Source organism: Cellvibrio sp. OA-2007, assembly GCF_000953825.1.
Classification (GTDB): Bacteria; Pseudomonadota; Gammaproteobacteria; order Pseudomonadales; family Cellvibrionaceae; genus Cellvibrio.
The window spans coordinates 40109-66826 of sequence record NZ_BBUL01000080.1 but is presented as its reverse complement, the minus strand read 5'-3'; the positions used below and the strand labels follow the sequence as shown (position 1 = coordinate 66826).

General features: G+C 48.6%; 26 protein-coding genes. 9 read left to right on the top strand and 17 right to left on the bottom strand.

Features of this window, described 5'->3' with window-relative positions:
- Positions 1 to 11 precede the first annotated feature (11 nt).
- Positions 12 to 239, top strand: a complete 228-nt coding sequence (locus AWU77_RS05645) for a hypothetical protein (protein WP_062060187.1) — start codon at positions 12 to 14, stop codon at positions 237 to 239.
- Positions 240 to 369: 130 nt separating this feature from the next.
- On the opposite strand, the gene AWU77_RS05640 is transcribed toward AWU77_RS05645, so the two are convergent.
- From AWU77_RS05640 to prlC, 8 genes are all read right to left on the bottom strand, one after another.
- Positions 370 to 678 (bottom strand): DUF6980 family protein, encoded by a 309-nt coding sequence (locus AWU77_RS05640; RefSeq protein ID WP_202966627.1) that lies wholly within the window; start codon positions 676 to 678, stop codon positions 370 to 372.
- A complete protein-coding gene (locus AWU77_RS05635; protein WP_062060182.1) occupies positions 671 to 1513 on the bottom strand; it encodes an RHS repeat-associated core domain-containing protein in 843 nt (280 codons plus the stop codon). Before AWU77_RS05635 ends, AWU77_RS05640 begins: the two co-directional genes overlap by 8 nt.
- A gap of 147 nt (positions 1514 to 1660) precedes the next feature.
- Positions 1661 to 3148, bottom strand: a complete 1488-nt coding sequence (locus AWU77_RS05630; RefSeq protein ID WP_084618114.1) for a tryptophan halogenase family protein — start codon at positions 3146 to 3148, stop codon at positions 1661 to 1663.
- 152 nt (positions 3149 to 3300) lie between these two features.
- Entirely contained in the window at positions 3301 to 4335 is a 1035-nt protein-coding gene (locus AWU77_RS05625; RefSeq protein WP_062060180.1) for a cupin-like domain-containing protein, read from the bottom strand.
- Between the two features lie 30 nt (positions 4336 to 4365).
- The gene (locus tag AWU77_RS05620) at positions 4366 to 5097 is read right to left on the bottom strand and encodes a SapC family protein (protein ID WP_062060178.1); all 732 of its coding nucleotides are present in this window, start codon (positions 5095 to 5097) and stop codon (positions 4366 to 4368) included.
- 119 nt (positions 5098 to 5216) lie between these two features.
- Positions 5217 to 8258 (bottom strand): TonB-dependent receptor, encoded by a 3042-nt coding sequence (locus tag AWU77_RS05615; protein ID WP_062060176.1) that lies wholly within the window; start codon positions 8256 to 8258, stop codon positions 5217 to 5219.
- Positions 8259 to 8767: 509 nt separating this feature from the next.
- The gene (locus tag AWU77_RS05610; RefSeq protein WP_062060174.1) at positions 8768 to 9019 is read right to left on the bottom strand and encodes a YheV family putative zinc ribbon protein; all 252 of its coding nucleotides are present in this window, start codon (positions 9017 to 9019) and stop codon (positions 8768 to 8770) included.
- Entirely contained in the window at positions 9019 to 11091 is a 2073-nt protein-coding gene (prlC, locus tag AWU77_RS05605) for an oligopeptidase A (RefSeq protein WP_062060172.1), read from the bottom strand. Before prlC ends, AWU77_RS05610 begins: the two co-directional genes overlap by 1 nt.
- Positions 11092 to 11174: 83 nt before the next feature.
- On the opposite strand from prlC, the gene AWU77_RS05600 reads away from it, so the two are divergent.
- Together AWU77_RS05600 and AWU77_RS05595 are read left to right on the top strand one after the other, a co-directional pair.
- A complete protein-coding gene (locus AWU77_RS05600; RefSeq protein ID WP_062060170.1) occupies positions 11175 to 11714 on the top strand; it encodes a gamma carbonic anhydrase family protein in 540 nt (179 codons plus the stop codon).
- Between the two features lie 17 nt (positions 11715 to 11731).
- Positions 11732 to 12397: a fumarylacetoacetate hydrolase family protein gene (locus AWU77_RS05595; RefSeq protein ID WP_062060168.1), complete on the top strand. Its 666-nt coding sequence runs from the start codon at positions 11732 to 11734 to the stop codon at positions 12395 to 12397.
- Between the two features lie 174 nt (positions 12398 to 12571).
- Here the strand turns inward: AWU77_RS05595 and AWU77_RS20460 are convergent, their stop codons facing one another.
- Positions 12572 to 12868 carry a hypothetical protein gene (locus AWU77_RS20460; protein WP_062060166.1) on the bottom strand — a complete coding sequence of 99 codons (297 nt, stop codon included), beginning with the start codon at positions 12866 to 12868 and terminating at the stop codon, positions 12572 to 12574.
- On the opposite strand from AWU77_RS20460, the gene AWU77_RS05585 reads away from it, so the two are divergent.
- Complete coding sequence (locus AWU77_RS05585) at positions 12840 to 15299, top strand: NPCBM/NEW2 domain-containing protein (protein ID WP_193747502.1); 2460 nt, start codon at positions 12840 to 12842, stop codon at positions 15297 to 15299. The genes AWU77_RS20460 and AWU77_RS05585 overlap by 29 nt on opposite strands.
- Positions 15300 to 15369: 70 nt before the next feature.
- Here AWU77_RS05585 and AWU77_RS20695 read toward each other — a convergent pair whose 3' ends face one another.
- Both AWU77_RS20695 and AWU77_RS20690 read right to left on the bottom strand, forming a co-directional pair.
- Positions 15370 to 15642, bottom strand: a complete 273-nt coding sequence (locus AWU77_RS20695; RefSeq protein ID WP_238582315.1) for a hypothetical protein — start codon at positions 15640 to 15642, stop codon at positions 15370 to 15372.
- Positions 15643 to 15702: 60 nt separating this feature from the next.
- Positions 15703 to 15960: a pirin family protein gene (locus tag AWU77_RS20690; RefSeq protein WP_238582314.1), complete on the bottom strand. Its 258-nt coding sequence runs from the start codon at positions 15958 to 15960 to the stop codon at positions 15703 to 15705.
- A 228-nt stretch (positions 15961 to 16188) separates the two neighbouring features.
- Here AWU77_RS20690 and AWU77_RS05575 point away from each other — a divergent pair, with 228 nt between their 5' ends.
- On the top strand, positions 16189 to 16821 hold the full coding sequence (locus tag AWU77_RS05575) for a LysR substrate-binding domain-containing protein (RefSeq protein ID WP_084618108.1): 633 nt from the start codon (positions 16189 to 16191) through the stop codon (positions 16819 to 16821).
- A 2-nt stretch (positions 16822 to 16823) separates the two neighbouring features.
- On the opposite strand, the gene AWU77_RS05570 is transcribed toward AWU77_RS05575, so the two are convergent.
- From AWU77_RS05570 to AWU77_RS05545, 6 genes are all read right to left on the bottom strand, one after another.
- Positions 16824 to 17243: a YqaA family protein gene (locus AWU77_RS05570; RefSeq protein ID WP_062060161.1), complete on the bottom strand. Its 420-nt coding sequence runs from the start codon at positions 17241 to 17243 to the stop codon at positions 16824 to 16826.
- A gap of 65 nt (positions 17244 to 17308) precedes the next feature.
- The gene (aroE, locus tag AWU77_RS05565; protein WP_062060159.1) at positions 17309 to 18139 is read right to left on the bottom strand and encodes a shikimate dehydrogenase; all 831 of its coding nucleotides are present in this window, start codon (positions 18137 to 18139) and stop codon (positions 17309 to 17311) included.
- A 52-nt stretch (positions 18140 to 18191) separates the two neighbouring features.
- Positions 18192 to 19112: an oxygen-dependent coproporphyrinogen oxidase gene (gene hemF, locus AWU77_RS05560; RefSeq protein ID WP_062060157.1), complete on the bottom strand. Its 921-nt coding sequence runs from the start codon at positions 19110 to 19112 to the stop codon at positions 18192 to 18194.
- Positions 19113 to 19251: 139 nt separating this feature from the next.
- Positions 19252 to 19773 (bottom strand): L-threonylcarbamoyladenylate synthase, encoded by a 522-nt coding sequence (locus AWU77_RS05555; protein WP_238582313.1) that lies wholly within the window; start codon positions 19771 to 19773, stop codon positions 19252 to 19254.
- A 122-nt stretch (positions 19774 to 19895) separates the two neighbouring features.
- Entirely contained in the window at positions 19896 to 21044 is a 1149-nt protein-coding gene (gene dprA, locus AWU77_RS05550) for a DNA-processing protein DprA (RefSeq protein WP_062060153.1), read from the bottom strand.
- Between the two features lie 54 nt (positions 21045 to 21098).
- On the bottom strand, positions 21099 to 22154 hold the full coding sequence (locus AWU77_RS05545; protein WP_062060151.1) for a LysM peptidoglycan-binding domain-containing protein: 1056 nt from the start codon (positions 22152 to 22154) through the stop codon (positions 21099 to 21101).
- A gap of 155 nt (positions 22155 to 22309) precedes the next feature.
- Here AWU77_RS05545 and def point away from each other — a divergent pair, with 155 nt between their 5' ends.
- The 4 genes from def to trkA all read left to right on the top strand — a co-directional run bounded on the left by def (position 22310) and on the right by trkA (position 26653).
- Complete coding sequence (def, locus tag AWU77_RS05540) at positions 22310 to 22819, top strand: peptide deformylase (protein WP_062060149.1); 510 nt, start codon at positions 22310 to 22312, stop codon at positions 22817 to 22819.
- Positions 22820 to 22907: 88 nt separating this feature from the next.
- Positions 22908 to 23879 (top strand): methionyl-tRNA formyltransferase, encoded by a 972-nt coding sequence (gene fmt / locus AWU77_RS05535; RefSeq protein ID WP_062060147.1) that lies wholly within the window; start codon positions 22908 to 22910, stop codon positions 23877 to 23879.
- Positions 23873 to 25171 carry a 16S rRNA (cytosine(967)-C(5))-methyltransferase RsmB gene (gene rsmB / locus AWU77_RS05530; protein WP_062060138.1) on the top strand — a complete coding sequence of 433 codons (1299 nt, stop codon included), beginning with the start codon at positions 23873 to 23875 and terminating at the stop codon, positions 25169 to 25171. Before fmt ends, rsmB begins: the two co-directional genes overlap by 7 nt.
- 96 nt (positions 25172 to 25267) lie before the next feature.
- Positions 25268 to 26653 (top strand): Trk system potassium transporter TrkA, encoded by a 1386-nt coding sequence (gene trkA / locus AWU77_RS05525; protein WP_062060136.1) that lies wholly within the window; start codon positions 25268 to 25270, stop codon positions 26651 to 26653.
- Positions 26654 to 26718 lie beyond the last annotated feature (65 nt).

Genomic DNA, 26718 nt, shown 5'->3' with positions numbered 1-26718 from the left:
TGTATTGACACTTGTACATACAAAATACATCCGAACGACTGAAAAGTCACCTGCTATTTACACATAAGAATACTGCAACCTTTGGTGAAGGCGAACGCGACTCCAGCGATGATTTGCGTTTGCAGTTTGAAGCTGTTTCCCGTATGCCGGAAGAGGAACGCAAGATTGTGAAAGCCTTGCTGGAAGGCATGATTGTGAAGTACCAGACCAAGCAGATGATTGGTGGGCTTAGCAGCTAAGAGAAAAAACAATTGCTAAAAAACAAAACCCCCGACCAGTAAACTGATCGGGGGTTAGAGTGTTTTTCTGTTCTTAATTTAATCCCGTGTTTAGTTAGACGCCACATGAGCTATTTGCTAACTGCATGGATCAATCAATATTTCCCTGAATCCACCAAAGATCACTTTTCATATTCTCTGGCACACCAGGATCATCAGAACTATCAAGCCCCATCTTATCAAATACAATTTCAAACCATTCGTCCCGTAAGCTATCTGGCAGTTTTGAACCGCACCACGGGCAGAAATCTATTTCTTGAAAGGAACTGCCACCATCAAGTATAAGCACTCCATACTCTCTAAATTTTGGAATATATTTTATTGCAATATCAGTACCCAAATTAGAACGCATTTTTTCGCAACAGTGATTACTTATCATTTTAACGCTCGCATTAAACATCAATTTTTCTGCCCTTAACTGGAGGCTTATACATCTCTCCAGTGGAAGGATCCTTTGAACCTTTGTGGTTTCCTTTTCCGTCGTAAACTTCAATATCATTGTGTGTATGATCCCATTCATAAACTTCCTTATCTTTTCCCGTTTCACCATTTACTTTTCTACCATTTTTGGATGGTTTCAAGTTTTTCCAGATAGGACTGTCTGCTTTTGCTGGATTTTCAGTTCTTCCATTAGCATCATCGCTTTGATTCTCATTAAGCATTGATGATGCAATGTAGAGAGCAGTGGCAGCCATCACCATATTACGCTGTTGCTGCTCTACCATAGCGCGAACAAAGTTTTGAGCAGCTTGACCAGTTAAGGACTCACATCCACATGAAGCAGGTTTTGGGGCAACCACAAAAACCTCTTCAAGAATTTCCGTGTTCATCCCTGTCGGGTCTAAATTATTAACCGGATCATTTCCCACATACGCATACATGTTCATTTGGTCTGCGTAGAAAATCGGATCGGTTTGTAAAAATCTTCCGAGCTTCGGAGAGTACATGCGCGCTTTGTAGTGGAAGAATCCTAACTCTTTAAACCAGATTTGCCCCGTATAACCAAAGCGACCTTCGTTTGTTGTGGCTGGAATTCCGAAGCTGTCGTATGTCAGTTTACCCAGGTAGCCGCCATTACCATCGGTTCTGGCGATGATGCTACCTTGATGATCTGCATGTAAATAGATGCGGTTACCAACCCCAATGCTACTGCTGCCGTATTCAACCCAGGGTTCATCAACTTGGTCGCCATGCACATAGCGACGGGTAAGAACGTTGTTGTTGTATTCCGCCACCAGCGTATCGCCGTCATATAAAAATTGGGTAACAACACCGCCGATTGTGGTTTGGAACAGGCGCCCTAGAGGATCAAAATAATTTACCTCGTAAAAATCCCCGCCAGTTCAAAAAGCTGGCGGGGATTTTTTATTGCATTAACAAACCTACACAGACGCTTTGCAATACTGTTGCACAAAGTCATCATGCAGGGGTAACTTCTCTGCTTCACTGCGAATAACGGTTTTCATTTTAGTGAAAAATTGTCGCAGCTCGTTTTCACTCATCAGGTGAGCAATGTGATGATATTGCTCAGGCATAATGCGCTGGCCAAGCATCACTTGAGTCCAGGAATCGATACGGAATAGTTCACCCGGCGCCTGATATGCGTGGCCGGTTTTTTTGAATAACTCAATGCGATGCGCCAAGGTTTCCGGCACTTCCATATTTTTACAGTAGCGCCAAAAAGCGCTGTCATCCCGCTCTGTTGCTTTGTAATGCAAAATCACAAAATCGCGGATAGGTTCAATTTCAGCGTGTGTCTCGCGGTTATATTCATTGACCAGTGCAGGCTCGACTCCGCGAAAGGGAAAGAGGCGCATCAGGCGTGTAATCGCCATAATAAATAAATGAATACTGGTTGATTCCAGTGGCTCAATAAATCCGCTTGCCAAGCCCAATGCCACACAATTTTTATTCCAACTTTTATGTCTGCGCCCAGCGCGGAATTTAATCGGACGCGGTTCAGTGACAGTGTTGCCTTCTACACTTTGCAAGAGAGTGGTGCGCGCTTCGTCATCGTTCATAAAACCGTTGCAATAAACTAACCCATTGCCAACTCTGTGTTGCAAGGGAATTTGCCAACGCCACCCTGCGTGATGTGCAACAGAGCGAGTGTAGGGCACTGCGGGGCGCACCGATTCAGTTTGCACTGCGAGCGCAGAATCGCAGGGCAGCCAATGCGTCCAATCTTCATAACCGGTACGCAGTGTTTGTTCAATTAACAAACCGCGAAAGCCGGAGCAGTCGATAAAAAAATCACCATCAATTGTTTCTCCGGATGCGAGAGTCAAGCCGGTAATAAAACCAGTGTCGTGATCTTGTTTTACTTCAACAATTTTTCCTTCTACACGCTTACCGCCATTTTTTTCGTAGAGCTCACGCAAAAATTTTGCGTAACGAGTGGCATCCAGATGATAGGCGTAATTAATATCAGCATTGGGGCCGGTATAAAATTTATTAGTGAGCGATGCCTGCACTTCCAAACAGAAATCGCCAAACTCAAAGTCCATTCCCAACTCGCGACTGCGCAGCCAAAAATGATGAAAGTCTCCAAGCCAGGTTTCTTTGCCGGTTTTACCAAAGGAGTGGATATATCTATCGCCCTGCTGCCCCCAATTCTCAAACGAGATACCCACTTTAAAGGTAGCCAGAGTCGCACGCATAAACTCCTGTTCATCAATACCTAGCAATTTATGAAATACGCGGATTGGAGGAATCGTCGCTTCACCCACCCCAACAGTGCCAATGTCGTCAGATTCTATAAGCGTTATATCCAGCAACTCGCCGAATTTTCTGGAAATAGCTGCCGCCGCCATCCAGCCAGCGGTGCCGCCACCGGCGATGACTAATTTTTTTACAGGTGATAACTGCACAGGAAACCCCGTTTTGCTCTTTTATTGTGTATTTGTGACCGGTGATCAAACCAGTAGTGGTGAGAGAATATTCGCTATTCACGCGCAGTATCGCAAGCGATGTTCGATTTATATTTACTATTGCGAACCTAAACAGCATGTAACGAGAGTGATTAGCGATTCAGTTTATTGATGATGATACTGCGCAGTTGCCGCGCCTTAATCTCGTCTAGTGGCCCGAGTACACCCCGAGCATGTTCAGGGAGATGTTCCGCTGCACGCTCAGCATCTCCAAAAATGTAGTAGTCAAATAGATGCTTCCAAGCCATTTTTTCGTGCGCTGGCTTATCGCGCAAACCCAGTAGCGCATGCTGCAATACTGTCATACCCGAGCCGGTATACACAGGCGCATCGTCCCACCAGTAATTCACCAAAATATTAAAATCACTCAGCCCCTCTACATGATGCATCCACATACTGGGCATAAAAATGGCATCACCGGCCTCTAACTCTGCCATCAAACCATTGGCTTCTGCGATTTTAAAACGCGGAAACTGTTCGTAGTCCGGATCACGAAAATCGACCATGCTGATAGCTTGGCCGCCGGGCGTAGGACTCAGCGGGCCAAAGTACAAATTTTCAAATTGACTAGGAGGAAACAAAGTAAAACGCCGCTTTCCAGCAACAACACAGGCAATATTTTCCAGTGCGTCATAGTGGCAGGTTGCGATAGAGCGCGTGCCAATCCAGATTTTTACATCGGGCGGATAAACAGGATAACCTCTATCGGCACGCGGCAATTGAATATCGTTAGTGGCGCGCAACCCTGGGAAGTGAGTATCAATAGTATTTGAAGAAATATAATAGGAAGGTTTTTCCGGCAGGCGAGTGCTAGCAAGAATTAAATCAAGTGCTTCATCGATCCGCATTTTAACGGTGTCGTAATTTAAGCCGTTTAATTCCTGATTATAAAAATAGCGCCCCTCAATACCAGAGTGCCCCTTATTAATTAACGATAAATTCCCGTTGTAATAGGATTTTAAATAATTCACTGCAGTCTCTGGCGATGAAACAGCAGCTTTTGTGATATCCCAGTCTTTGACCAAACCTTTTAATACTAAGGGTTCAGCGGATGAGCCTATTTCTACTGGAATAGAGCCCGGCGTACAACCCTCAATGACCTTGATGTGTTTGCTGATATTTGCCATAACTAATTTCTTTTATCGCACAAAAACACACTACATGCGTGCGTTTTTCATGCGAATCAATTTTTCAATGTTGGTAAGTGACGCTAGCATAAGATAAGCGCCCTGCAAATAACCTGACTTATTAAGCAGCTCAAGTTTATCGCCGGTCAGGTTCATTAATTTTTCTTCACTGATGGTGTAGTAACCGCGCAGCTGATGTTTATCGCCGTTGACTAGATCAATATTAATTGTAAGTGGTTCAATTAATTCCAGTGCAGCAAACTGGGCAAACATAGCATCACCAACAATTTTACCTTGCTGAATAATATTCAACAGTTTAGTGACATAATCCAGATAGGGACTATTACCACCTTGAGGTAAAAACAGCGCTTTACCCTGTTGATTATTTAATTTGGGGCTATTTAGATCTATGTAAACCATTGCCTCAGCACTACCATCCATTTGCTCGCGCAATCCAGTAATAAACGGTCCTTTAGCTAGAATTGCTGGAACATAGCCACCACTCCAGAAAAAATTATCCGCAGCAGGATTTTTTTGCAGAAAAAGATTTTCATCCTTCTGAATTCCAAGCAGGGCCACCGCTTGATATTGACCACTTGCCGGATCTTTGGAGAGCAAAATGGGATATTCTCTCTGGATATTAGAAAACTCTGTCGGAAAAGTCAGCACAGCGGTTTTGTTGTCTGCCACAGCAGTAAATACCTGATCCATTACTTTTATGTCGAAATGCTCGACATTGTTCAACATTACATAATTAGTCATTAAGTGTCGCCTACTAGATAAACTCATCGGTAATAGAGTGCATAGTAATTCAAACCGATAAAAAAAAGCCGCTGAAACCAGCGGCTTTTTCGTTCTATATGATCAGAATCAATTCCGAGTTAGAACTTGTAGCGAGCACCCAGAGCATAACGAGCACCCAGATCATCCGCAAAACGGATCATTCGGGAGTTACGGTTATGCTCACGGTTGTCTTCACCAGTTAAGTTAATTGCTTCAGCAGAGAGCGACAAATTCTCGGTGAGTTCATAGCTTACACTCAAGTCGATTTGCGAGTATGCCTCAACATAACGTGGGTTACGCGAACCACCCTGGTTGGTTTCGGTCAAGAACTCGTCGCGCCAGTTGTATGCCAAACGTGCTGAAACACCGTAGTTCTCGTACATCAATACCAAGTTAGCAGTGTCACTCAAACCAGTCAGAGCAAATTGCGTTTCAGTAGGCAAGCCATTGTTGTCAAAGCCTACATCGCCACGCACCAAGGTATAGTTAGCCAACACGCCAAAGCCGGTTTCGCCGAAGAAATGCTGTACGGCAAATTCTGCACCGTAAAGTTTTGCTTCTTTGTCATTTACCGGAGTACTGGTCAAGAACACCATTTCTGGCTCGCTACCATCCGGTGCTATATCCCAACCATTTGTTTCACCGAGCAACAATAATTGTTCGCTGGTAGCTTCAAACTTGCCGTTCGGGAAAATCAAATTGCCTTGCGCGTTTTTCATGTTCAACGCTTCAGGATGCGCCTGCAACACCATCATCGCATAGAGGTTAGTGTCGTCGGTTTGCATATTCAAACTACGCAAAGCACTGGCAGCAGTTTGGACGCGTGAACTGCTAGCTGATGTTTGATCTTTTATACCGTAGAACGTTTTTTCTTCCTGGCCTTGGCCAATGAAGTTACTTACGCGCTTCTCAAAAACACCCGCAGATACATAGCTGGAATCTGCGTAGTAATATTCAACTGAGAAATCCACGTTATCTGATTCCAATGGCAACAAGCCGGGGTTACCAGAAGAGGCAGTTGCTTGATAACCATTGAAGCTGGAGCCTGTAGTACCGAAGCCGCTTGGTGAGTAACGCATGTCACCAAAGCCAGCACGCGCGATGGTTTTACCGAAAGATGCACGAGCAACCAAATCATCAGTCAAACTTACTTTTATATCCAGACTTGGCAACAGGTTATCGTAACTTGCCGATTCACTGGCAGAGATAGTGGTATTGCCAAACACGGTGGAAAAGTCGTTGTTATTTTCCCACAGAAGATATGAAACTGGGGTTACAACACTCGCTGAAGTAACATCCGTGGTCTCATAACGCAGACCCGCTAAAACGCTGACCGGAAGGTTAGCAACTTCAACATCTAAACCACCCTGAATGTAAATCGCTTGGGTCTCTTCAGTAATCACATCATCAGATGAGTTGGCATCGGCAACACACAGGCAGGTACCAGGATAGAGTTTGTTCGCTTCGCGGGTTAAATCAGCCGCATTACCTTTAAAGGCAATAGTAGGGCTATTGCCAATATCAAAGTCATCAAACAAGCTAGCAGCGTTTACCTGGGTCAACAAACCCTTCCCAGCGAATTCACCCGGATTAGCAACACCCCAGTTACCCAAGGTTTGGTTAACACCGGCAGTTTGATAAGCCGACATTTCCATTTCACGTGATTCCACACCGAAATCAAAACGTGCACCATCAACTTCGTAAGAACCATCGAGTTTGAGCTGTGTAATATCGTTCACAGAGCCGGCACCGCGTACGCGCAAGATCGATGAACCTACGTTAGCTTCGGTGATGTTATTGCCAGCCACACTGGTGGTATAGCTGTAGGTTGGAATGCTTTTTGAGAAATCCAACGTTTTACCGCGTACAGTAGGAGAACCCAAACCAATAGCAATCTCACCTGAACCATCCGGACCGGTTGGCAAACTTTCCATAGATGAATCGTGCGCATCCAAAGTCAGTTTAAATTCGTCGCTAACTTGGAAATCGACATTCAAGCCGAATGACTCCAAGGTATTGCTCTGCATACGAAATTGCTGCTCATAACCCACATCTACTGTGCCGTTATAAGCTTCTCTGATGCTCAAAGGTGTGGCAATTTCAGAATCATCAAATACTACTTCGGCAATATTAGAACCATTTTGGATCCAGTTAGTTACTTCAGCGCGGCTTTCAGTAATGTCGTTATCAGCATAGGTGTAGTCACCGGTAACAGTAATATTTTCTACCGGACGGAATTGCAATGTTAACTGGCCATTCAAACGATCACGTTCGAAATCAGAGAAACCGTAACGGAAATCATTAGGGCGCGCATAAAGCTGACCCACTTCCGGGGCGTTTTTAAATACAGAATTGGGCGCTGTGTCATAAAGTTTGTTAGTGCCCCAAACTCCAATGTTCCAGTTGTTAACAGTTACGCCAGCAGAACCAGAATCACGCTCTTGAGAGCTTACAGAGAGCGATGCACCAAACGTTTCTGAATCGTTAGCCCAGCTAACTAAGCCGGACAATTCTGGAGTGATATCGCTACCCACTTCATTGGTGGTATCCGCCAACGCTTTTGCGCCGACAGTCGCTTTGAAGCCTGCGGTATCCAACGGACGGTTTGTTTTAACGTTAATAGTTGCACCAATACCACCAGTTGCAATATTTGCCTTGCCGGTCTTGTACACTTCTACCGCTGAAATACCATCAGAAGCCAGATTAGAGAAGTTAAACGCACGGCTACCACCAGCCCGGGTAGTACCATCTGCTCCCGAACCACCCGCATAAGTAGTACCAGTTGGCATAGTGCGGCCGTTCAAGGTCACCATGTTATTGCCAGAACCAAAACCACGCACGGTGACTTCAGAACCTTCGCCATTTTGACGGCTGATAGACACGCCAGTAATGCGTTGCAACGATTCAGCAAGGTTAGTATCGGGGAACTTACCCATATCCTCTGAATTGATTGAGTCAACCACACCCGCCGACTCACGCTTAACATCCATCGCGCGCTCCATTGAGGCGCGAATACCTGTTACAACTACTTCTTCAACACCTTGATCTTGGGCTACTGCGTAGCCGCTCATCCCGGTTACAGCAGAGGATGCAATGACTGTTGCTATGAGTTTCTTTTTGAAATGTGCTCTTGTGTTCATGGAGCTCTCCTATTGGATTAATTATGGTCTGGATTTTTATCGGTACTACACATCAGGATTGATCGCACCTATGGAAGCAATTCATCCTGACTCATCTTTTAGCAAGATGATCTAGTCACACCGAGCGCCGTAGCTCGTCTCTGTTATTACCATTGCCGTGTTGTATTTATGGGTACACCTAAGAGGGAGTACCAGCATGGTTGGATACAAGTATCATATGTTCATATTGACTACAACATATTGACTCACATTGGCTCATAAAAAGTTAACTACTGTTACGACACGCCACACATTGGCGCATAAAGCCTTATTCTAGTAGCACTTTAAAAGTGAATTTAATTAGTGAAATTGGCTGCTTTTTGCGACAGCTTGGATTTGGCAGGGCAGGGGTAGATATTGAGAAACAAACGAAAATAATTTTTTATTGATAAAAACTGAATTATTAGCAATTTTTTGAACCTGGCGATGAGAGTAACACCGCCAGGTTGATAACCTCAGGAGGTAATTGATTAGGATTCAGGTTTTGAAAAAGGCAGGATATTGATAACCTGAACCGCGTCTTTTTTGTCTTCTTCGGTCTGATTAACGCGGGTCTCTAACTCCCGTGCGACCGGTTTAAAGTGCATTTCCTCTTTGTAACCGCAGGCGACGCATTCGCGGTAGTCTTTTCCTTCTTCATTGTATACAACGAGTTTGTCCATTTCTGAACAGCGCGGGCAGACTGCGCCCGCGACAAAACGGCGTGTGGTGCTGTAAGCCATTAGGCAACCTCCCCTGATGCATCGCTAAGCGCAATGCCGGAATGACGCAATAATGCGTCGATATTGGGTTCGCGGCCACGGAAATTTTTAAATAACTCCATAGGCGCCCGACTACCGCCCTGCTGCAAAATTTCAGTTAAAAAACGTTCGCCAGTTTGCGCGTTAAAAATACCTTCTTCTTCAAAACGCGAATAGGCATCGGCCGATAATACTTCTGCCCATTTGTAGCTGTAATAACCCGCCGCGTAACCACCGGCAAAAATATGACTGAAACTATTTTCAAAACGATTGAAGGCCGGTGGTTTGATGACTGCAACCTGGTCGCGCACTTGATTCAATACTTCCTGAGCGGTTTGCGGCGCAGTTGGATTGTATTCGGCATGCAGGCGGAAATCGAATAGCGAAAATTCAATCTGACGAATCATTTGCAGGCCAGATTGGAAATTTTTTGCGGCGAGCATTTTATCTAACAAATGTTGCGGTAACGGCTCACCAGTTTGGTAGTGGCCGGAAATTAATGGAATCGCCTCTGGCTCCCAGCACCAGTTTTCCATAAATTGACTGGGCAATTCCACTGCATCCCAAGCTACGCCATTAATGCCGCTCACTGCTGCCACATCAATTTGCGTGAGCATATGGTGCAAGCCATGACCAAATTCGTGGAACAGAGTGGTGACCTCATCGTGCGTGAGCAGCGAAGGTGTAGTGCCTACTGGCGGGGTGAAATTGCAGGTTAAAAAGGCCACGGGCAATTGCACACCAGTTTCAGTTTTACGGCGCACGCGGCAGTCAGCCATCCAGGCGCCGCCCTTCTTTTTATCGCGCGCAAACAAATCCAGATAAAAACTCGCCAACTGCGCACCATTTTTTTCGATGTGATAAAAACGCACGTCGGGGTGATAAGTATCAAACTCGGCGATTTGTTTTACCTGAATGCCAAACAACCGCTGCACTACTTCAAACATACCGGCGATGACTTTTTCTGCCGGAAAATAAGGGCGCAACTCTTCTTGCGAAACGGAATATTTTTCTACACGCAATTTTTCGCTGTAGTAGGTTGAATCCCAAGCTTGTAGATCGGCGCAGCCATTGCGCGCGGCAAACTCACGCAGCTCGGCGTAATCGCGCTCAGCGTAGGGTTTGGATTTTTGTGCAAGCTCGGTTAAAAACTGCAGCACTTGCTCGGTTGATTCCGCCATCTTGCTCGCCAGCGAGCGCTCCGCGTAATTGGCAAAACCTAACAGTTGCGCCAGCTCATGGCGCAGCGCCAATGTCTCGGCAATCAGCGCGCTGTTATCAAATTCTGCTGCTGAACTACCGTCGGCTTTTTTACCCAACGCCGAGGCACGGGTGACATAGGCGGTGTAAATTTCTTCGCGCAGAGCGCGATTGTCGGCATACATGATGACCGCGTAGTAGGACGGGAAATCGAGGGTAATCACATAACCGGATAACTCTTTTTGCGCGGCGGCTTGTGCAGCTTGCGCTAGCGCCGATTCGGGCAAGCCAGCCAATGCTTCAGCACTATCAAATTGTTTGTACCAGGCTTGGGTTGCATCCAATACATTGTTGGAGAATTGGGTGGAGAGTTCGGACAAACGTTTTTGGATAGCGCCAAACCGTTGTTTGTCTTCTGCATTTAACGCAACACCGCCTAACCGAAAATCGCGCAGCGCATTGTTAATTGTCTGCTGTTGCGCTTGTGTTAACTGCGTAAATTCATTGCTGTCGGCCAGCTGTTGGTAGGCTTTGTAGAGCGCTTCGTTTTGGCTGAACTCGGTTGAATAATCAGTTAGCAGCGCAACACTTTCGGTATAGGCTTTGCGCATCTCATCGTTATTAGCGACGGAATTTAAATGGCTCACCGGCGCCCAAGCTTGGTCTAATTTATCGCCCTGCGCTTCTAGGGGCACAACAAGTGTTTCCCAACTTGGGTTGGGTAAGTCGGCGAGTATGTGTGCAAGTTGCGCGCGCCCCTGCTCGATCAGTTCGCTAATCGCAGGGGTTACCTGTGCGGCGGTGATGGCAGAAAAAGGCGGCAAAGTGTGGTTGGCTAACAGCGGGTTGCTCATGCGGTGGCTCCGTGTGGCGAAAATCAGGCGGGGTTTGGCGTATCATACACCCACAATTCAGTTGGGATTTGAGGAGTATATCTATGGGCGCAATTCGAAATTACCAAGGCCACTGCCCACAATTAGGCGCGCGGGTGTTTGTCGATGAATCAGCGGTGGTAATTGGCGATGTAGTCTTGGGTGATGACGCGTCCGTCTGGCCCTGTGTAGTCATTCGCGGCGATATGCACCGCATTCGCATAGGTGCGCGCACCAGCGTGCAAGATGGCTCGGTACTGCACATCACCCACGCCAGCGATTACAACCCCGCCGGCCACCCGCTCATAATTGGCGACGATGTAACTGTGGGTCACTCGGTGTGTTTACACGGCTGCACCATTGGCAACCGGGTTTTGGTGGGAATTGGCTCTACTATTCTCGATGGCGCCATAGTGGAAGATGAAGTAGTAATTGGTGCAGGTTCGCTGGTGCCACCGGGCAAGCGGCTTGAATCGGGTTTTATGTATATGGGCACGCCGGTAAAACAAATCCGCCCGCTCAAAGATTCCGAGCGCAGCTTTTTTCTCTACTCAGCCAATAATTACGTCAAACTTAAAGATACTTATATACAAGAGAACCAATAAATTATTCCGGAGTGCCCATGAATCATTCACTGCCTATTGTTAACACGGGTGATCGCTTTTCAGTTAACAAAATTATTTGTATTGGCCGCAACTACGCTGAACACGCGCGCGAAATGGGTCACGACCCTGAACGTGAGCCGCCGTTTTTCTTTTTTAAACCGCAAAGTGCATTGGCGCAAAATGGCGACGATTTTATTTACCCGCATTTTTCGCAACAGGTTGAATATGAAATCGAATTGGTAATTGCAATTGGCAAATCCGGCACGCAAATTCCCGCCACACAGGCCGCTGAATATGTATGCGGTTATGCTGTCGGTTTGGATATGACCTGTCGCGACATTCAAAAAGAAGCGAAAAAAGCAGGTCGCCCTTGGGAGCTAGCCAAAGGCTTTGACGGCTCCGCCCCCTGCACCGCCATTCAACGCGGCACGCTTGATGATTTGCAACAATTCGGCGATTTGGTATTAACCTGCAACGGCACCGAAGTACAGCGCGGCAACTGGCGCGATATGGTGTGGGCGATTCCCGATTTAATCGCCGAAGTATCGCGCTATATTAAATTGGAAGCGGGCGATTTGATTTTTACTGGGACACCGGCTGGTGTCGGGCCAGTACAGCGGGGCGATGAATTAGTGGGGAACTTGGAAAGCTGGCCACTAAATTTGTCAATTAAAATCGCTTAGAGAATTTAAATCATAACTTTTACCAATGGACCACTTGCGTCACTTAGGAAGCGACATGGAAAATTTATTTATCAGCAGCAAAAAACTTATTTTCTCAACAAAAGCTTTAATGTGTACCAGTATTTTACTTGGACTTACCGCATGTGGAGGAGGTGGTTCAACTACATCCCCCAGTCACAGCCCATCTTCTTCCCCACTTAGCAATACGATATCCAGTACGGCCCTGTCTAGTACAGATGCGTCCAATGCCGCCAGTTCCTTATCATTAGCTACAAGCTCTGATTTTTCATCATCAACACATTCATTCGAGCCCAGTTCGCGTTCATCCTCCAACGAAGACTCCGTCAGTGCAGCTAAATCTTCCACTGTCGAGTCCTCATCGAGCAATATATCCAGCTCTTCGCACAGTAGCTCTTCGTCCGCTGTAGTAAGCTCCTTAGCAATGAGCAGTTTTAATGGAACATTGACCATTACCGGTGCGGTACAACATGCTTTTATCAATGAACCCGTTTATTTGTGGGCAAGCATGAGTGAAGGGTCCGATTGGAAGTATCAGTGGCGCCTAATTGAAGACGGTAATTATCAACGTCGAGATGCGTTCGGGTTTATCTGGGATTCTTCCACTATCAGCGCGGAATGCCATCCATCATTTTTTGGCTCACGATTGAGCGGAAAAATTTATCCCCCGCGCAGCGGTTTATACCGTTTCTTGGTTGCCGCCGATACCAGTCACGAATTCTATTTAAATAAAAACGGGGTGAATGAAAAACTCACGCATTCAAATAACAAAGTGGATAAAGCCGGATATTTCAACGTTCCACAACAACAAAGTGAATGGATTGAATTGCAAGCAGGGCAAGCTTATCCCATTGAGTTTTTTTATATAAAATCCAACTCGCAAGGCCATTACAGTTTACTCTGGCAACAGCCAGGTAGCAGTAGCTGGGAAGAAATTCCCGATACGGTATATTCGAAGCCCGACGAGCTAACAGCATCTGGTAGGTTACAGCGGGAAACCATTAATGGGTCATGGAATAATCTTGATCAAGTACGCGAACAACTTGCGCAGGTAAATAACCCCAGCGAAAACAGTTATCGTTTTTACCAAAGTGCAAATATAGGTGTTGCTGCCAACAGTTATGCACGCCATACCCTGGAAGTGACCGCTACATCGGGCAATTTAATCGCACGCAAGCAAATTTCATTTGTTCCGCGCGACAGATTTGTTAGCGAAGATAATTCGGGTGCAACCAACCACTGGTTAAAAAAATCGGATGGCAACGCTCAACTCACGCTGACCACCGTAGATGATGGCAGTGCTCAAGGCTTAGTGTTGCAAATTGAAACCAGCAGCAGCGCGCGCTTTGCTGAGTGGTTTACCAATATTCATCTTATTCCTTACAAAGCTTATGAAGTTCGCGCGCGTGTTCGACTGCTAAATCCACCCAATAACCTGCCTATGACATCGGGAATGGGGGATAGTAGATCCTGGAAATTGGCACGACTACGAGTTGGTGTGCATGGCGATGCTTCTGAGCAGGGAATTGATCCACGCGACCCAACGCAATGGCGCGAGGTAGCGGTAGATTTTATTGTTCCATTTCACGGTATTGTCGATATCCATGCGCACATGGGTGAATACACAGGTAAATTCCAAATCGACAATTTACGTTTGATAGAGCTCAATGACCACACAGTTACACAGTTTGAATTCCCCAATCTGAGCGCAAATATTTACAACGAGGTTGTAGAACGCACAGGTGGTTATGCAGCAACTCATCAATATTTTTCGCGTGTTGCACAAGCTGCTGCTGACATGCGCGAGCTTTCAGGGAAGTACGCCTACGCAGAATGCCAAAAAGAAAATATTTTTATGCCGCGCAATTGGAGTGTGTTTGCGATGGGCACCAACTATAACGGTATGATTTTAAAAACACCTGATTTATTGACCACTGATTTTTTAAAGAGTGTGTGGGCGTCACATAATATCGTCGGCGGAGTAATGGTGCATGAGCTGGAGCACAGTTTCGATTTCCCCGGCTCCAGTTTTGATGCACATTTACCTGTGTTGCTACAAGCCTATGCAATGGATAAGCGCAATTTATTACGTACTGCAGACTCAAATTTTGTCACAGTTGACCAGTGGATGGAAAACGAACGAAACCGTTTTCGTGGGTGCTTTTCAGATCCTGGCGCACTAGTGCCAAAATTATTTGAATTCCAAAAATTATTGCCCGCCGATCAAAAATGGGCCTCTTTTAAACAAATAATGCATGACCGGTGGTCGCCCTACAAAACTGAAATTGAAGGTAGAAGCTGGCCAACTAACTGGGGAAGTGATTATGATCAGTATCGCGCTTGGTGGCGGGAATTAAAATCCTATACCGGTTTGGATGGCTGGGAGCTGCTGCATACCTACTCAGAACGCCAGCAGATAGAATCCATGTTTCAACGTAGGAGTTTAACGTTCAATTTCAAGGATCCCTCTGACATGCCAACTACAAAATCTGAACTATTTCTTTGGGAAGCGACACGCAAAAGTGTCAGCGTAGGTTGGGGAGAGTTAGATACCAATATTGTGAAAATCGAAAATACCTGTAACGACAAAAGCATTTACGCACATGCACCATCCAAAATCACTTATCAACTCAATAAAAAATGGAAAACCTTCGATACCAGTGCGTTCATTAAAGACGATAGCCAGTGGGGATTGGTAGCCGCTCGCATTATAGGAGATGGCATTGAATTGTATCGATCTACCGCATTCGATGCACGCGATGGCCTACAGAAATTACCATCCATCAATGTGTCGAATGTTGACCAGCTGACATTGGAGTTTCTTGATATGGGTAGCACTAACAGTGATTGGAGTGTTTGGGTAGAACCCAGATTATCGCGCTAGCGGTAATTTCCTCATTAAATGTTAAAAAGGGTCATCATAAAATGATGACCCTTTTTAACAACTCATTATTTTATGGCAAATCAAATACCAGCTCCTTTACTGCTTTTTGCTGCGCAATCATCACCAAACTATTAACGTGTTCGATTTTCGCACCGTCACCTGGCGTGATAAGGTCTCCGTCAATTTCCAACTCGCCGTTGATAACATGCACGTAATAATTACGCTTTTTGGAAACTGGTAATTCAGCACTGGTATTTGCATCGAGTAGCAGTTGATACAAACGCGCATCCTGCTTGATAACCAAGCTACCTGCTTCACCATCCGGGCTTATGGCTAAGGTCAAATCTTTTTTACTACCAAAATCCTTTTGTTGATAACCCGGCGCTTGACCATAAACATTTGGTTAAATCCAGATTTGCAAAAAGTGCACCTCTTTGGTTTGCGACGGATCAAATTCGCTATGGCGAATACCACTGCCTGTCGACATCAATTGGAATTCACCGGGCGGTAAAGTCGCCACATTGACTGCACTATCTTTATGGGCAATTTCTCCCTCAAGTACATAGCTAATAATTTCCATATCGCGGTGGCCATGGGTATCAAAACCGGAATCGGCGGCAACACGGTCATCATTAATCACCCGCAGTGCCGAAAATCCCATTTGCTATTCATCGTAATAATTGCCGAATGAAAAGGTATGCTTGCTATTGAGCCAGCCGAAGTTGGCACTGCCACGCTGGTTGCTGCGTCTGATACTGATCATAGGTCACCTCATTTTTTGCGGCGCTTTTATTAAAGCGCCATGTGTCAGTTTGTTAGCTTGCATTCAATTCCGGTTTAAATTTTATTTGCGATCCAATTGTCGGCACTTGCACGACCACCACCAGAGATGACAGGCTGGGAGACACAATTGCGTATCGCGATGGATGCAATATTGCCTCTGGCGCCACTGCTACAACAGATCAAGGCGTTCAATCAACTCGATAAACGTGTCGCCATCACCATCAGTGAAGAAGTGTTGGACGGAACTTGGGATGCATTAATTGCAGGGCGCTGTGATTTGACGCTGGGCGCCAGCGGGGATATACCCAAGGGGATTTTTGAGCATAAATTAATAGACGACGTGGAATTTGTTTTTGCCGTTGCACGGGGTCACCCACTTTGTTTACACAAAGAGCCTGTGGATGCCGCCGCTATTAGTGCGTTTCCTACGATTGTTATGGCCGATTCATCGCTCAGCGTCCCCGCTCGCTCTTCGGGTTTATTGGAGAGCCGCCAGATTATTCGCGTCGCAAACGCTGCTGCAAAAATTCACGCACAAGTGATGGGGGTCTGCGTAGGTTTTTTGCCCACGCATCTTATTCAACACGAAATTCAACAGGGCGATTTAGTGGTACTTAATTGCACTGTGCCGCGGCCGAATATTCCACTTTATTTGGCGTGGTATAAAGGCAACCAAGGAAAGGCCTTACACTGGTTTATCGAGTCTTGTTCGAGTTCATCTTGGTTAAACCTACACTAAGACTAAGCGCACAAAGCGATATAAATAATCAACCCATAACGCACTGCTTTACCGAGCGCGACGAGTGCGGCAAATTTCCAAAACGAAATGCGCATCACACCCGCAATCAATGTCAGCGGGTCGCCAACAACTGGCACCCACGCAAACAATAACGACCACAAGCCATAGCGTTGAAACTGTTGTTGCGCACGCGCTAATTGTGTTGGGTTCACTGGAAACCAATTTTTATCCTGCCAGCGCAGGCACTCTTTGCCCAAATACCAATTGATACAGGAGCCAAGCGTATTGCCGCTGGTCGCCACCAACCACAGTAATAATGGGGAATAGTGTTGATAGAGCAGTGCAACGAGCAGTGCTTCAGATGAGAGCGGGAAAAGTGTGGCGGCAATCAATGCGGTAAAAAACAGCGAGAGATAAATCATGGCGCCACAGAGGAATAATTAATGCGGAAGATGCGCCCACATTTTATGTAGGCGCACAAGAGTGTTTATTTTTTCTCGGAAATCTGACGACGCATTGCGCTGATAACCGGCACTACTTCGGGGCGAATTTGTCGCCACAAGTAGAATGCTTCCGCAGCTTGGCCGATTAACATGCCCAAACCATCGGCAACTTGTACAGCGCCGTGCTCTTGCGCCCAGCGCAGAAAAATTGTTGGCTCGGCACCGTACATCATGTCGTAACAATTGGCGTTAGCGGACAGTAAGTTATCTGGCAGTGGCGGCAACTCACCTTGCATACTTGCCGAAGTGCCATTGATTACCAAATCAAAAGTTTCGCCGGCCAATTGTTCAAACGTTTTTGCTTGTACATCACCCATATCATGGAAATTTTTGGCGAGCTCTTCGGCTTTGCTGAAGGTGCGGTTAGCAATTACAATTTGTGCCGGATTTTCTTCTAGCAGCGGCTGCAAAATACCGCGCACAGCACCACCTGCGCCCAAAATCAATACACGTTTACCTTCCAATTCCCAACCGAGATTGTGCATATCGTGAATCATGCCAATGCCATCCGTATTATCGCCAAGGATGCTGCCATCACTTAACATCGCAAGCGTGTTCACGGCACCGGCACGCTCTGCACGCGCAGTGCGTTTTTGCGCAAATTCAAATGCGTTTAATTTAAATGGCACGGTGATATTTAATCCTTTGCCGCCTTGAGCAAAAAAATCCTGTGCTGCCTGTTCAAACTCTCCGATAGCCACTAGTTGTTTGGTGTAATGCATATCCTGCCCGGTTTGCTCGGCAAACTGGCGATGGATATGGGGCGATTTGCTTTGCACAATCGGGTTGCCAAACAAGGCGTATAAATCAGTCATGGGTTATCCAACAAATAAAACGAAAAACAATAATGAAATACTAACTACCTATTTATTTCAGCCAGTCGCGGTGCGGCAAAAACTTTTCGTACAGCTGTGCTTCAGCGGTGCCGGCGTCTGGTTGCCAGTTGTATTCCCAGCGCACTAATGGCGGCAACGACATTAAGATCGATTCAGTACGGCCACCGGTTTGCAAACCAAATAAAGTGCCGCGGTCATAAACCAAATTAAATTCCACATAGCGGCCGCGGCGATAGAGTTGGAAATCGCGCTCGCGTTCCGTAAATGCCATGCCTTTACGCGCGTTGACAATCGGCTGATAGGCGGGCACATAGCTATCGCCTACGGCGCGCATCAGAGCAAAACTGTGGTCAAAACTTTCGGCGTTGTAGTCATCAAAAAATAGTCCACCCACACCGCGCGCTTCATCGCGGTGTTTTAAATAAAAATACTCGTCGCACCATTTTTTAAATCTGGGATAGAGGTGCTCGCCAAGTGGATCGCAGGCATTTTTTGCGGTCTGATGCCAGTGCACCACATCGGCTTCATTGCCGTAATAGGGCGTTAAATCGTAACCGCCGCCGAACCACCAGACCGGCGCTGCACCTTCTTTCTCGGCGATAAAAAAACGCACATTGGCATGGCTGGTAGGCACATAAGGATTGTGCGGATGAATCACCAGCGACACCCCCATGGCTTCAAACGCGCGCCCTGCTAACTCGGGGCGATGTGCAGTCGCCGAAGCGGGCATTTGAGTGCCGTACACATGGGAAAAATTAACGCCGCCTTTTTCGATCACCGCGCCGTTAGTTAATACCCGCGAACGACCACCGCCACCTTCAGCGCGCGTCCAGGAGTCTTCCATAAACTCGGCACCGCCATCTTCAGCGGCCAGTGCTTGGCAGATGCGATCTTGTAAGTCGAGCAGGTATGCTTTGACGGCGGCCTTATCGGGCCCATGTGAAGCAGTCATAAAAGTTCCTCAAAGTGCGGCATCCGCGTGTTGCAGCAATAGATGAGTGAAGGATGAAATCAGAAAGGCCGCCATTCTACGCGGCCAGAAGTGAAAGGGGAAAACTAGTTCACAGGATTTGACCTGGGTTAAGCACCAATCAACCGGGGCGAATGATCTCACCGGTGAGCAAATCACGGATTTCAGAGGGGGCGGTGCGCTTGCCGACTTGGCCGGAGGTGATCGCATCCAATTCTCCGCTAAAATAGCGGCGCACCTGATGGATACTGGTGGCGGGCGCTAAACCTTGGGGATTGCAGGAGGTGGAGACCAAAGGCCCGCCAAATGCGCGCGATAGCCCCGCTGCCACCGGGTGATCAGTTACCCGCAGCGCCACGCTGCTAAAACTGCCGCTAATCCAATAGGGCACTAAACCATTATTGGGCACCAGCCAGGTATGGGGGCCGGGCCAGGAGTTTTTTAATCGCTGGCGCTGCAAATCATCCAACTCATCAAGAAAGGGGGCAAACATTTTGATATCGGCGGCGATCAGAATAAGGCCTTTTTCTATTGGGCGGCTCTTCAAGGCCAACAGCTCCAATACCGCCCCTTCGTCAAAGGGGTTACAGCCTAAACCCCACACTGCCTCGGTGGGGTAGGCAATCACTCCGCCTAGTTTCATTTGTCTTGCTGCGAATTGTATGCGGGGATTACGCGACCAATCGATCATGAGCCATACCTATTATCAAGTTACAGCCAATCTACCCCAGCTATAGCACAAGCTCAAGAATTCATCCGTATTGGCTATACCCGCTGATAGCAGGCGCCAACCTGTTGAATCAAACCTTTGATTTCCAAGCCGATGAGCTGCGCCGATAAATTGCCCACATCCAAGCCAGTGCGCTCAGCCAGTAAATCCACCGGCAGCGGATCGTAACCCAGGGCCTGTAATAATTTCTGTTCATCAGCGCCGAGTTCGATTTCCGCATTCACGGACTTATCAAACAATTCCGGCTGCACTGTTTTGGCGGATCTCACCTCTTGGCGTTTATAGCTGAGCAATCCGGCCAGTTGATCGACTATATCCTGCGCGGTTTCCACCAAAGTCGCGCCTTGGCGAATCAATTGGTGACAACCCCGCGCCAGCGGATTGTGGATAGAACCGGGAATCGCAAACACTTCGCGGTCATGTTGCAGTGCGTAGGAAGCGGTGATTAATGAGCCACTTTGTACCGCCGCCTCCACCACCAAGGTACCACCGCTCAAACCGCTAATAATACGATTGCGCTGAGGGAAGTTGCTGGCCTGTGAACTTGTTCCCAACGGAAACTCACTAACTAGAGCGCCGCCACTGGCAATAATTTCCTGCGCCAACGGGCGGTGGCGGGATGGGTAGATCAAATCGATACCGGTGCCCATCACCGCGATGGTTTTCCCACCTGCCCGCAGCGCGCCGCGATGCGCCGCCGCGTCTATCCCCAGCGCCAAACCACTGGTGATTGCAAAACCGCGCTCGGCAAGATAGTGCGCAAACCGCTCCGCATTTTCGCTGCCGCCGCCGCTAGGGTTGCGGCTACCGACAATTGCCAACTGCGGCAAACTGAGGCAGGCAGGTTCACCGCGCACAAACAGCAGCGGTGGCGGGCGCGGAATTTCACGCAGCAACCGCGGGTAGAGAGGGTCATCATAGGTGAGGCAATGCAGGTCAGGCTGGGATTCGATGTAGGCTAAATCGGCAGCCAACTTACGGCCAATGTCACTGGTATCAGGATCGGTGCGAAACTGGCTGAGCATGTCGGCAGCAGCCGGGTTAAGCAGCGAGCGCAAGGATTGCGTGGGTTGATCGAGCAATTGCAGCGGGCTGTCAAATAACTCAAGCAGCTGCCAGTAACCAGCAACACCAATCGCAGGGAGACGTAACACCAATAGGGTAGCAGCGAGGGGGGAGAGCATAACTATCATCCTTGATTCTGGCTGCCCACAGCGGGGCAGCCACTACAATACCACTTAAGGGTTGCGCACCTTGTCGTTAACCGCCAAAGCACGGTCAGTCTCAAGCACCAGCGCAAAACTCATTTTTTCAAAAGTACGGAAAACCATCAGCAAGCCTGCACGCTCATCCGGCAATGCGACTTTGCCACCTTTAACACGGTCGGTAACCACTTCACCAGCCTTATAAATCGCCAGTACATTACCTATTTGCAGACCCTCACGCTCACCGCGATTTATCATCACTACATTAAACTTACCAACTTGCGTCACACCACCTTCCACGGCGATGATCTGGGCTTCTATATCTGCATCTGGCGCGCTCGGATAAAACACTGAATCCACCGAGCGATCTTCGCTTGGCAATAAGCTATCACCGGGGCGAACCTCCTCATAGGTGCGAATAACATCGAGTGTTGCAACATCATCGGTTTTTTTGGTAACGGCGACAGTACCTATACCTTGCGCATAAATACCCAGCAACTCTTTGGTGATCGGGTCTTTAAACGTTTGGCCTTTGCGATAAACACCGTAATTAGAGTAATGATCATCAAAATTTCCGCGCGCATAAGCGCGATCGCCTGCCCCAACAATCAAATGTTGCTGTTGACCAGCGAGCATATAAGGGCCTGCCTCCAACTCGCCTGGATTGACGATTCGGCTGCGCGATAAAAACGCCTCGATCCTATCCAGCGGGATAGCACTGATGGCATCTTCAGTGTGTTGCACCCGAATGCTAGGGCTCAATTTCGTCGCGCCATTTATACCTCCACCTGCGCCAGGCACCATTTTCAAGGTGCGCTCAAGTGTGAGACGAGGCTGCCCATCCAGATAAACCAAGCGGATCAGATCGCCGGGGAAGATCAGGTGCGGGTTTTCGATTTGGGGGTTAACATGCCAAATCTCTGGCCAAAGCCAAGGACTGTTCAAAAAGGTAGCGGAAATATCCCAGAGGGTATCGCCCTTTTTGACGGTGTATTCATCGGGGTGACCCGTTTTAAGAAGTGCATCATCAGCCCAAGAAAAGAAGCTAATGAGTGATGCAGCCGCAACGGCCAGTAATATTTTTTTCATAGAAACCGATCCTGTTTTATTCGGTCCTGAGGCAGATAGACGTATAATAGTTAATTAAAAGCCCATGCTGTTTCCGTGTGCACCGCATAAATCCTGTGCGATCATCATGTTAGCAGCGGTTATTACCTTTTTACTAGAAGTTTGTCACAAACACTATGGCCTTGTTACCTATCCTTGAATTTCCAGACCCACGGCTGCGCACTGTCGCCAAACCCGTCACAGAAGTGGATGATAAAATCCGCCAGCTGATAAACGACATGTTTGAAACTATGTACGACTGCCCCGGCATTGGCCTTGCGGCATCGCAAGTGAATGTGCACAAGCGCGTAGTAGTTATAGACGTGAGTGAAGATAAATCCCAGCCGTTGGTCTTCATTAATCCAGAAATCGAAGTGCTGGATAACAGTGTTAGCGAGTACGATGAAGGCTGCCTGTCAGTTCCCGGCTTCTATGAAACGGTAGTGCGCCCGGAGCATATCCGGGTAAAAGCACTGGATCGCGACGGAAAACCGTTTGAAATTGAACCCCAGGGGTTGCTTGCAGTATGCATCCAGCATGAGCTGGATCACTTAAACGGCAAGTTGTTTGTAGATCATATCTCGCCCTTTAAGCGCACCCGCATTCGCGCCAAACTAGAGAAAAAACACAAGGCTGAAGCGCGCTAGAGGTGCGCAGCAGATAAAGGCGCTACTGGCGCCTTTTTTATTTTCTATTGCCAATGATTTAAACACTTTGCAATTCGACAGGTTATTCATGAGCCAAGGTTTACGCATTATTTTTGCCGGCACCCCCGATTTTGCGGCGGAGCATCTAAAAGCGCTGCTTACTAGCCGCCATCAGGTGATTGCCGTTTATTCCCAGCCCGATCGCCCCGCCGGACGCGGCAAAAAGCTCAGCGCCAGCCCAGTAAAAGAGGTTGCGCTCGCACACGATATTCCGGTTTACCAGCCGCTCAACTTTAAAGCGCCCGAAGCGGTAGCCGAATTGGCCGCGCTGAATGCGGATTTGATGGTAGTGGTCGCCTACGGCTTGATTCTGCCCAAAGTCGTACTGGATGCCCCGCGCCTCGGCTGCATCAATGTGCACGCTTCGATCCTGCCGCGCTGGCGCGGTGCCGCTCCCATCCAACGGGCGATAGAAGCGGGTGATAGCGAAACTGGCGTAACGATTATGCAAATGGATGTAGGGCTGGATACTGGCGATATGCTGAGCAAAACATGTTGTCCGATATTAGCCGACGATACCGGTGGAAGCCTGCACGATAAGCTCATCAGTATCGGCACACCCGCACTTATCGCGGCGCTCGATTTGATTCAAGCGGGCACCATCAAACCGGAAAAACAGGATGACAAGCTAAGCAACTACGCACCCAAACTCAGCAAAGAAGAAGCGGCGCTCAACTGGCAATTGCCCGCAGTGGAGCTGGAGCGCAAAGTGCGCGCATTCAATCCGTTTCCGGTCGCACACACCAAACCGGCAGGCGCGGGCGACGATCAGCGCATCCGCATCTGGGCGGCTAAAACGGTCGACAACACAGCCAATGCCGCACCCGGCAGCATCACCCAAATTGACCACCAAGGCCTATGGATCGCCTGTAAACAGGGGCAGCTTATCCTCGAACAGCTGCAATTACCCGGCAAAAAACCGATGAACATCGGCGATATACTGCGCGGCCACCCGGATCTATTTAAGGTCGGCGCGCAACTGGAGCAACCGGCATGTTAAGCGTGCGCGCCGCAGCGGCGCAGGTAATTGCCCAGATACTGGCCGCAAAAGGTTCTTTATCCAGCTTATTGCCACCAATTTCGGCGAAAGTAGCCGAAAATGATCGCCCTTTACTGCAAGAACTGTGTTTTGGCACCTGCCGTTTTTACCCGCAACTGCAGGCCTATACCGAATGCCTGCTGGATAAACCCCTGCGCGCCAAAGATGGCGATGTTCAGGCGCTGCTGCTGCTCGGCCTCTATCAATTGCTGCACACACGCATTCCCGATCACGCTGCCATTGGCGAAACCGTTGAAGTCACGCGCCATATTAAAAAGCCCTGGGCGACCAATCTGGTCAACGGTGTATTGCGCAGTTTTCAGCGTGATAGCAGCAGAATTAACGATTTTCTCGCCGAGAATCGCGCATTTAACAGCAATCATCCCGCGTGGATGGAAGCCATGATGAGCAAATGCTGGCCGGCGCAATTCGATGAATTGATCGCCGCCAACAACCAGCACCCGCCCTTTAGCCTGCGTTTGAACACCCAAAAAATCAGCCGCGATAACTACCTGCAACTGCTGCGCGAACTCGACATTAGCGCCAAAGCCACCCAACACAGCCCTTATGGCATCACCCTGGAACAGGCTTGTGACCCGCGCAAACTGCCCCATTTCACCGAAGGCTGGCTAAGTGTGCAGGATGAAGCAGCGCAATTAAGCGGCGACCTGCTCGAATTGTCGCCCAACTTGCGGGTATTGGATGCCTGTAGCGCCCCCGGCGGAAAAACCGGCCACCTGCTGGAATTAGAACCCAGCCTGAAGGTGACCGCACTGGATGCCGACGAGCGCCGCCTCACCCGCGTGCGTGAAAATCTGACTCGCCTTGGTGTCACTGCTGAGGTGTTATGTGGCGATGGCACCAAACCCAACAGCTGGTGGGATGGCGAACTTTACGACCGCATACTGCTCGACGCGCCCTGTTCCGCCACCGGTATTATTCGCCGCCACCCGGATATTAAAGTACTGCGCACCCCCGAAGAGCTGGATAAACTCGGCGAACTGCAACAACAACTGCTGAAAAACCTCTGGCCATTGCTCAAACCCGGCGGCGTTTTGCTCTATGCCACCTGCTCGATTATGCCCAAGGAAAACACCCGTATTATTGAAGCTTTTTTGACGCGCAATAAGGATGCAAGCTGCGACCCACTCGATGTCGATTGGGGTTTAGCGCAACCCTGCGGCAGGCAATTACTGCCGCAATTGGATGGCCACGACGGTTTTTACTACGCGCGTTTGCGCAAAACAAATTGATACAACTTCTTCACATTAGCCGACGATAGCGGCAATTTGCTGCACTTAGCACTAGACTTGGCGATGGATTAGACAGCGACTCACAACGGGTAGACTATGAAAATTATTATCCTCGGTGCCGGACAAGTCGGCGGCAGCCTCGCGGAACATCTGGCGAGCGAATCCAATGACATCACCGTGATCGATACCGACGAAGCGCGCCTGCGCGAGCTGCGCGACCGGCTGGATATCAGTGTGGTCACGGGCGAAGCATCGCACCCGGATGTGTTGGAGCAAGCGGGCGCGGAAGACGCCGATATGCTGGTCGCGGTAACCAGCAACGACGAGATCAATATGATCGCCTGCACCATTGCCGAGAACCTGTTTCACACCCCCACCAAAATTGCGCGGGTGCGCGCCACCTCTTACCTCACGCACCAACAGCTGTTTGAAAACGGTGCCATTCCGATTGATGTACTTATCAGCCCGGAGCAATTGGTATCGGAATATATCTTCCGCCTGATTGAACAGCCCGGTGCCCTGCAGGTATTGGACTTTGCCGATGGCAAGGTGCAGCTGGTCGCGGTTAAGGCCTATCACGGCGGGCCGCTGGTCGGCCAGGAGCTGCGTTTTTTACGCGAGCATATGCCCTCGGTCGATACCCGTGTTGCCGCCATTTACCGGCGCAATCGCGCCATTATGCCCACCGGTAATACGGTGATCGAAGCCGATGACGAAGTCTTCTTCATCGCTGCCAAGGCCGATATCCGCGCGGTAATGAGCGAGTTGCGCCGCCTCGAAGTAGCCTACAAACGCATCACTATTGCGGGCGGCGGCAATATCGGCCTGCGCCTCGCCAAGATGCTCGAAGGCCGCTACAACGTGCGCGTGATCGAATACAACAAGGCGCGCGCCATCCGCCTATCGGAACAACTGGATCGGGCGATTGTGATTCAGGGCAGCGCGTCCGACAAAGACCTGCTGATGGAAGAGAGCATTGAAGATACCGATGTATTCCTCGCGCTTACCAACGACGACGAAGCCAATATCATGTCCTCCATGCTTGCCAAACGCTTGGGCGCGCGCAAGGTGATGACGCTAATCAACAACCCCGCTTACGTAGATGTAGTGCAGGGCGGCGATATTGACATCGCCATCTCCCCCCAGACCACCACCATCGGCAGCCTGCTCACCCACGTGCGTCGCGGCGATATAGTGAATGTTCACTCACTGCGCCGGGGTGCAGCCGAGGCGATTGAAATTATCGCCCACGGCGATGCCAAATCCTCCAAAGTAGTCGGCAAAGCGTTGGAAGACATAGACCTGCCCGAAGGCGCCAATATCGGCGCGATTGTGCGCGAAGGCCCCGATGGCGACGAAGTAGTGATCGCCCATGACGATGTAGTAGTGCAGTCCGGCGACCATGTAATTGTGTTTTTGCTGCAGAAAAAGCATATCCGCGACTTGGAAAAACTTTTCCAAGTGGGTTTCAGTTTCTTTTGATAGCATCCCCCCCGATAGTGTTCGATTCCCTTCCCCAGTCATGCCGGGAGCTAGCGCCTGGCAGC

What these genes read in the sequence shown, in the direction of transcription:
- AWU77_RS05640 (WP_202966627.1), bottom strand. Translation starts at nt 678, where the DNA reads ATGTTTAATGCGAGCGTTAAAATGATAAGTAATCACTGTTGCGAAAAA.
- AWU77_RS05625 (WP_062060180.1), bottom strand. Translation starts at nt 4,335, where the DNA reads ATGGCAAATATCAGCAAACACATCAAGGTCATTGAGGGTTGTACGCCG.
- AWU77_RS05620 (WP_062060178.1), bottom strand. Translation starts at nt 5,097, where the DNA reads ATGACTAATTATGTAATGTTGAACAATGTCGAGCATTTCGACATAAAA.
- AWU77_RS05615 (WP_062060176.1), bottom strand. Translation starts at nt 8,258, where the DNA reads ATGAACACAAGAGCACATTTCAAAAAGAAACTCATAGCAACAGTCATT.
- AWU77_RS05610 (WP_062060174.1), bottom strand. Translation starts at nt 9,019, where the DNA reads ATGGCTTACAGCACCACACGCCGTTTTGTCGCGGGCGCAGTCTGCCCG.
- prlC (WP_062060172.1), bottom strand. Translation starts at nt 11,091, where the DNA reads ATGAGCAACCCGCTGTTAGCCAACCACACTTTGCCGCCTTTTTCTGCC.
- AWU77_RS05600 (WP_062060170.1), top strand. Translation starts at nt 11,175, where the DNA reads ATGGGCGCAATTCGAAATTACCAAGGCCACTGCCCACAATTAGGCGCG.
- AWU77_RS05595 (WP_062060168.1), top strand. Translation starts at nt 11,732, where the DNA reads ATGAATCATTCACTGCCTATTGTTAACACGGGTGATCGCTTTTCAGTT.
- AWU77_RS05585 (WP_193747502.1), top strand. Translation starts at nt 12,840, where the DNA reads ATGAGCAGTTTTAATGGAACATTGACCATTACCGGTGCGGTACAACAT.
- AWU77_RS20460 (WP_062060166.1), bottom strand. Translation starts at nt 12,868, where the DNA reads ATGGTCAATGTTCCATTAAAACTGCTCATTGCTAAGGAGCTTACTACA.
- AWU77_RS20690 (WP_238582314.1), bottom strand. Translation starts at nt 15,960, where the DNA reads ATGGGATTTTCGGCACTGCGGGTGATTAATGATGACCGTGTTGCCGCC.
- AWU77_RS05575 (WP_084618108.1), top strand. Translation starts at nt 16,189, where the DNA reads ATGACAGGCTGGGAGACACAATTGCGTATCGCGATGGATGCAATATTG.
- AWU77_RS05570 (WP_062060161.1), bottom strand. Translation starts at nt 17,243, where the DNA reads ATGATTTATCTCTCGCTGTTTTTTACCGCATTGATTGCCGCCACACTT.
- aroE (WP_062060159.1), bottom strand. Translation starts at nt 18,139, where the DNA reads ATGACTGATTTATACGCCTTGTTTGGCAACCCGATTGTGCAAAGCAAA.
- hemF (WP_062060157.1), bottom strand. Translation starts at nt 19,112, where the DNA reads ATGACTGCTTCACATGGGCCCGATAAGGCCGCCGTCAAAGCATACCTG.
- AWU77_RS05555 (WP_238582313.1), bottom strand. Translation starts at nt 19,773, where the DNA reads ATGAAACTAGGCGGAGTGATTGCCTACCCCACCGAGGCAGTGTGGGGT.
- dprA (WP_062060153.1), bottom strand. Translation starts at nt 21,044, where the DNA reads ATGCTCTCCCCCCTCGCTGCTACCCTATTGGTGTTACGTCTCCCTGCG.
- AWU77_RS05545 (WP_062060151.1), bottom strand. Translation starts at nt 22,154, where the DNA reads ATGAAAAAAATATTACTGGCCGTTGCGGCTGCATCACTCATTAGCTTC.
- def (WP_062060149.1), top strand. Translation starts at nt 22,310, where the DNA reads ATGGCCTTGTTACCTATCCTTGAATTTCCAGACCCACGGCTGCGCACT.
- fmt (WP_062060147.1), top strand. Translation starts at nt 22,908, where the DNA reads ATGAGCCAAGGTTTACGCATTATTTTTGCCGGCACCCCCGATTTTGCG.
- rsmB (WP_062060138.1), top strand. Translation starts at nt 23,873, where the DNA reads ATGTTAAGCGTGCGCGCCGCAGCGGCGCAGGTAATTGCCCAGATACTG.
- trkA (WP_062060136.1), top strand. Translation starts at nt 25,268, where the DNA reads ATGAAAATTATTATCCTCGGTGCCGGACAAGTCGGCGGCAGCCTCGCG.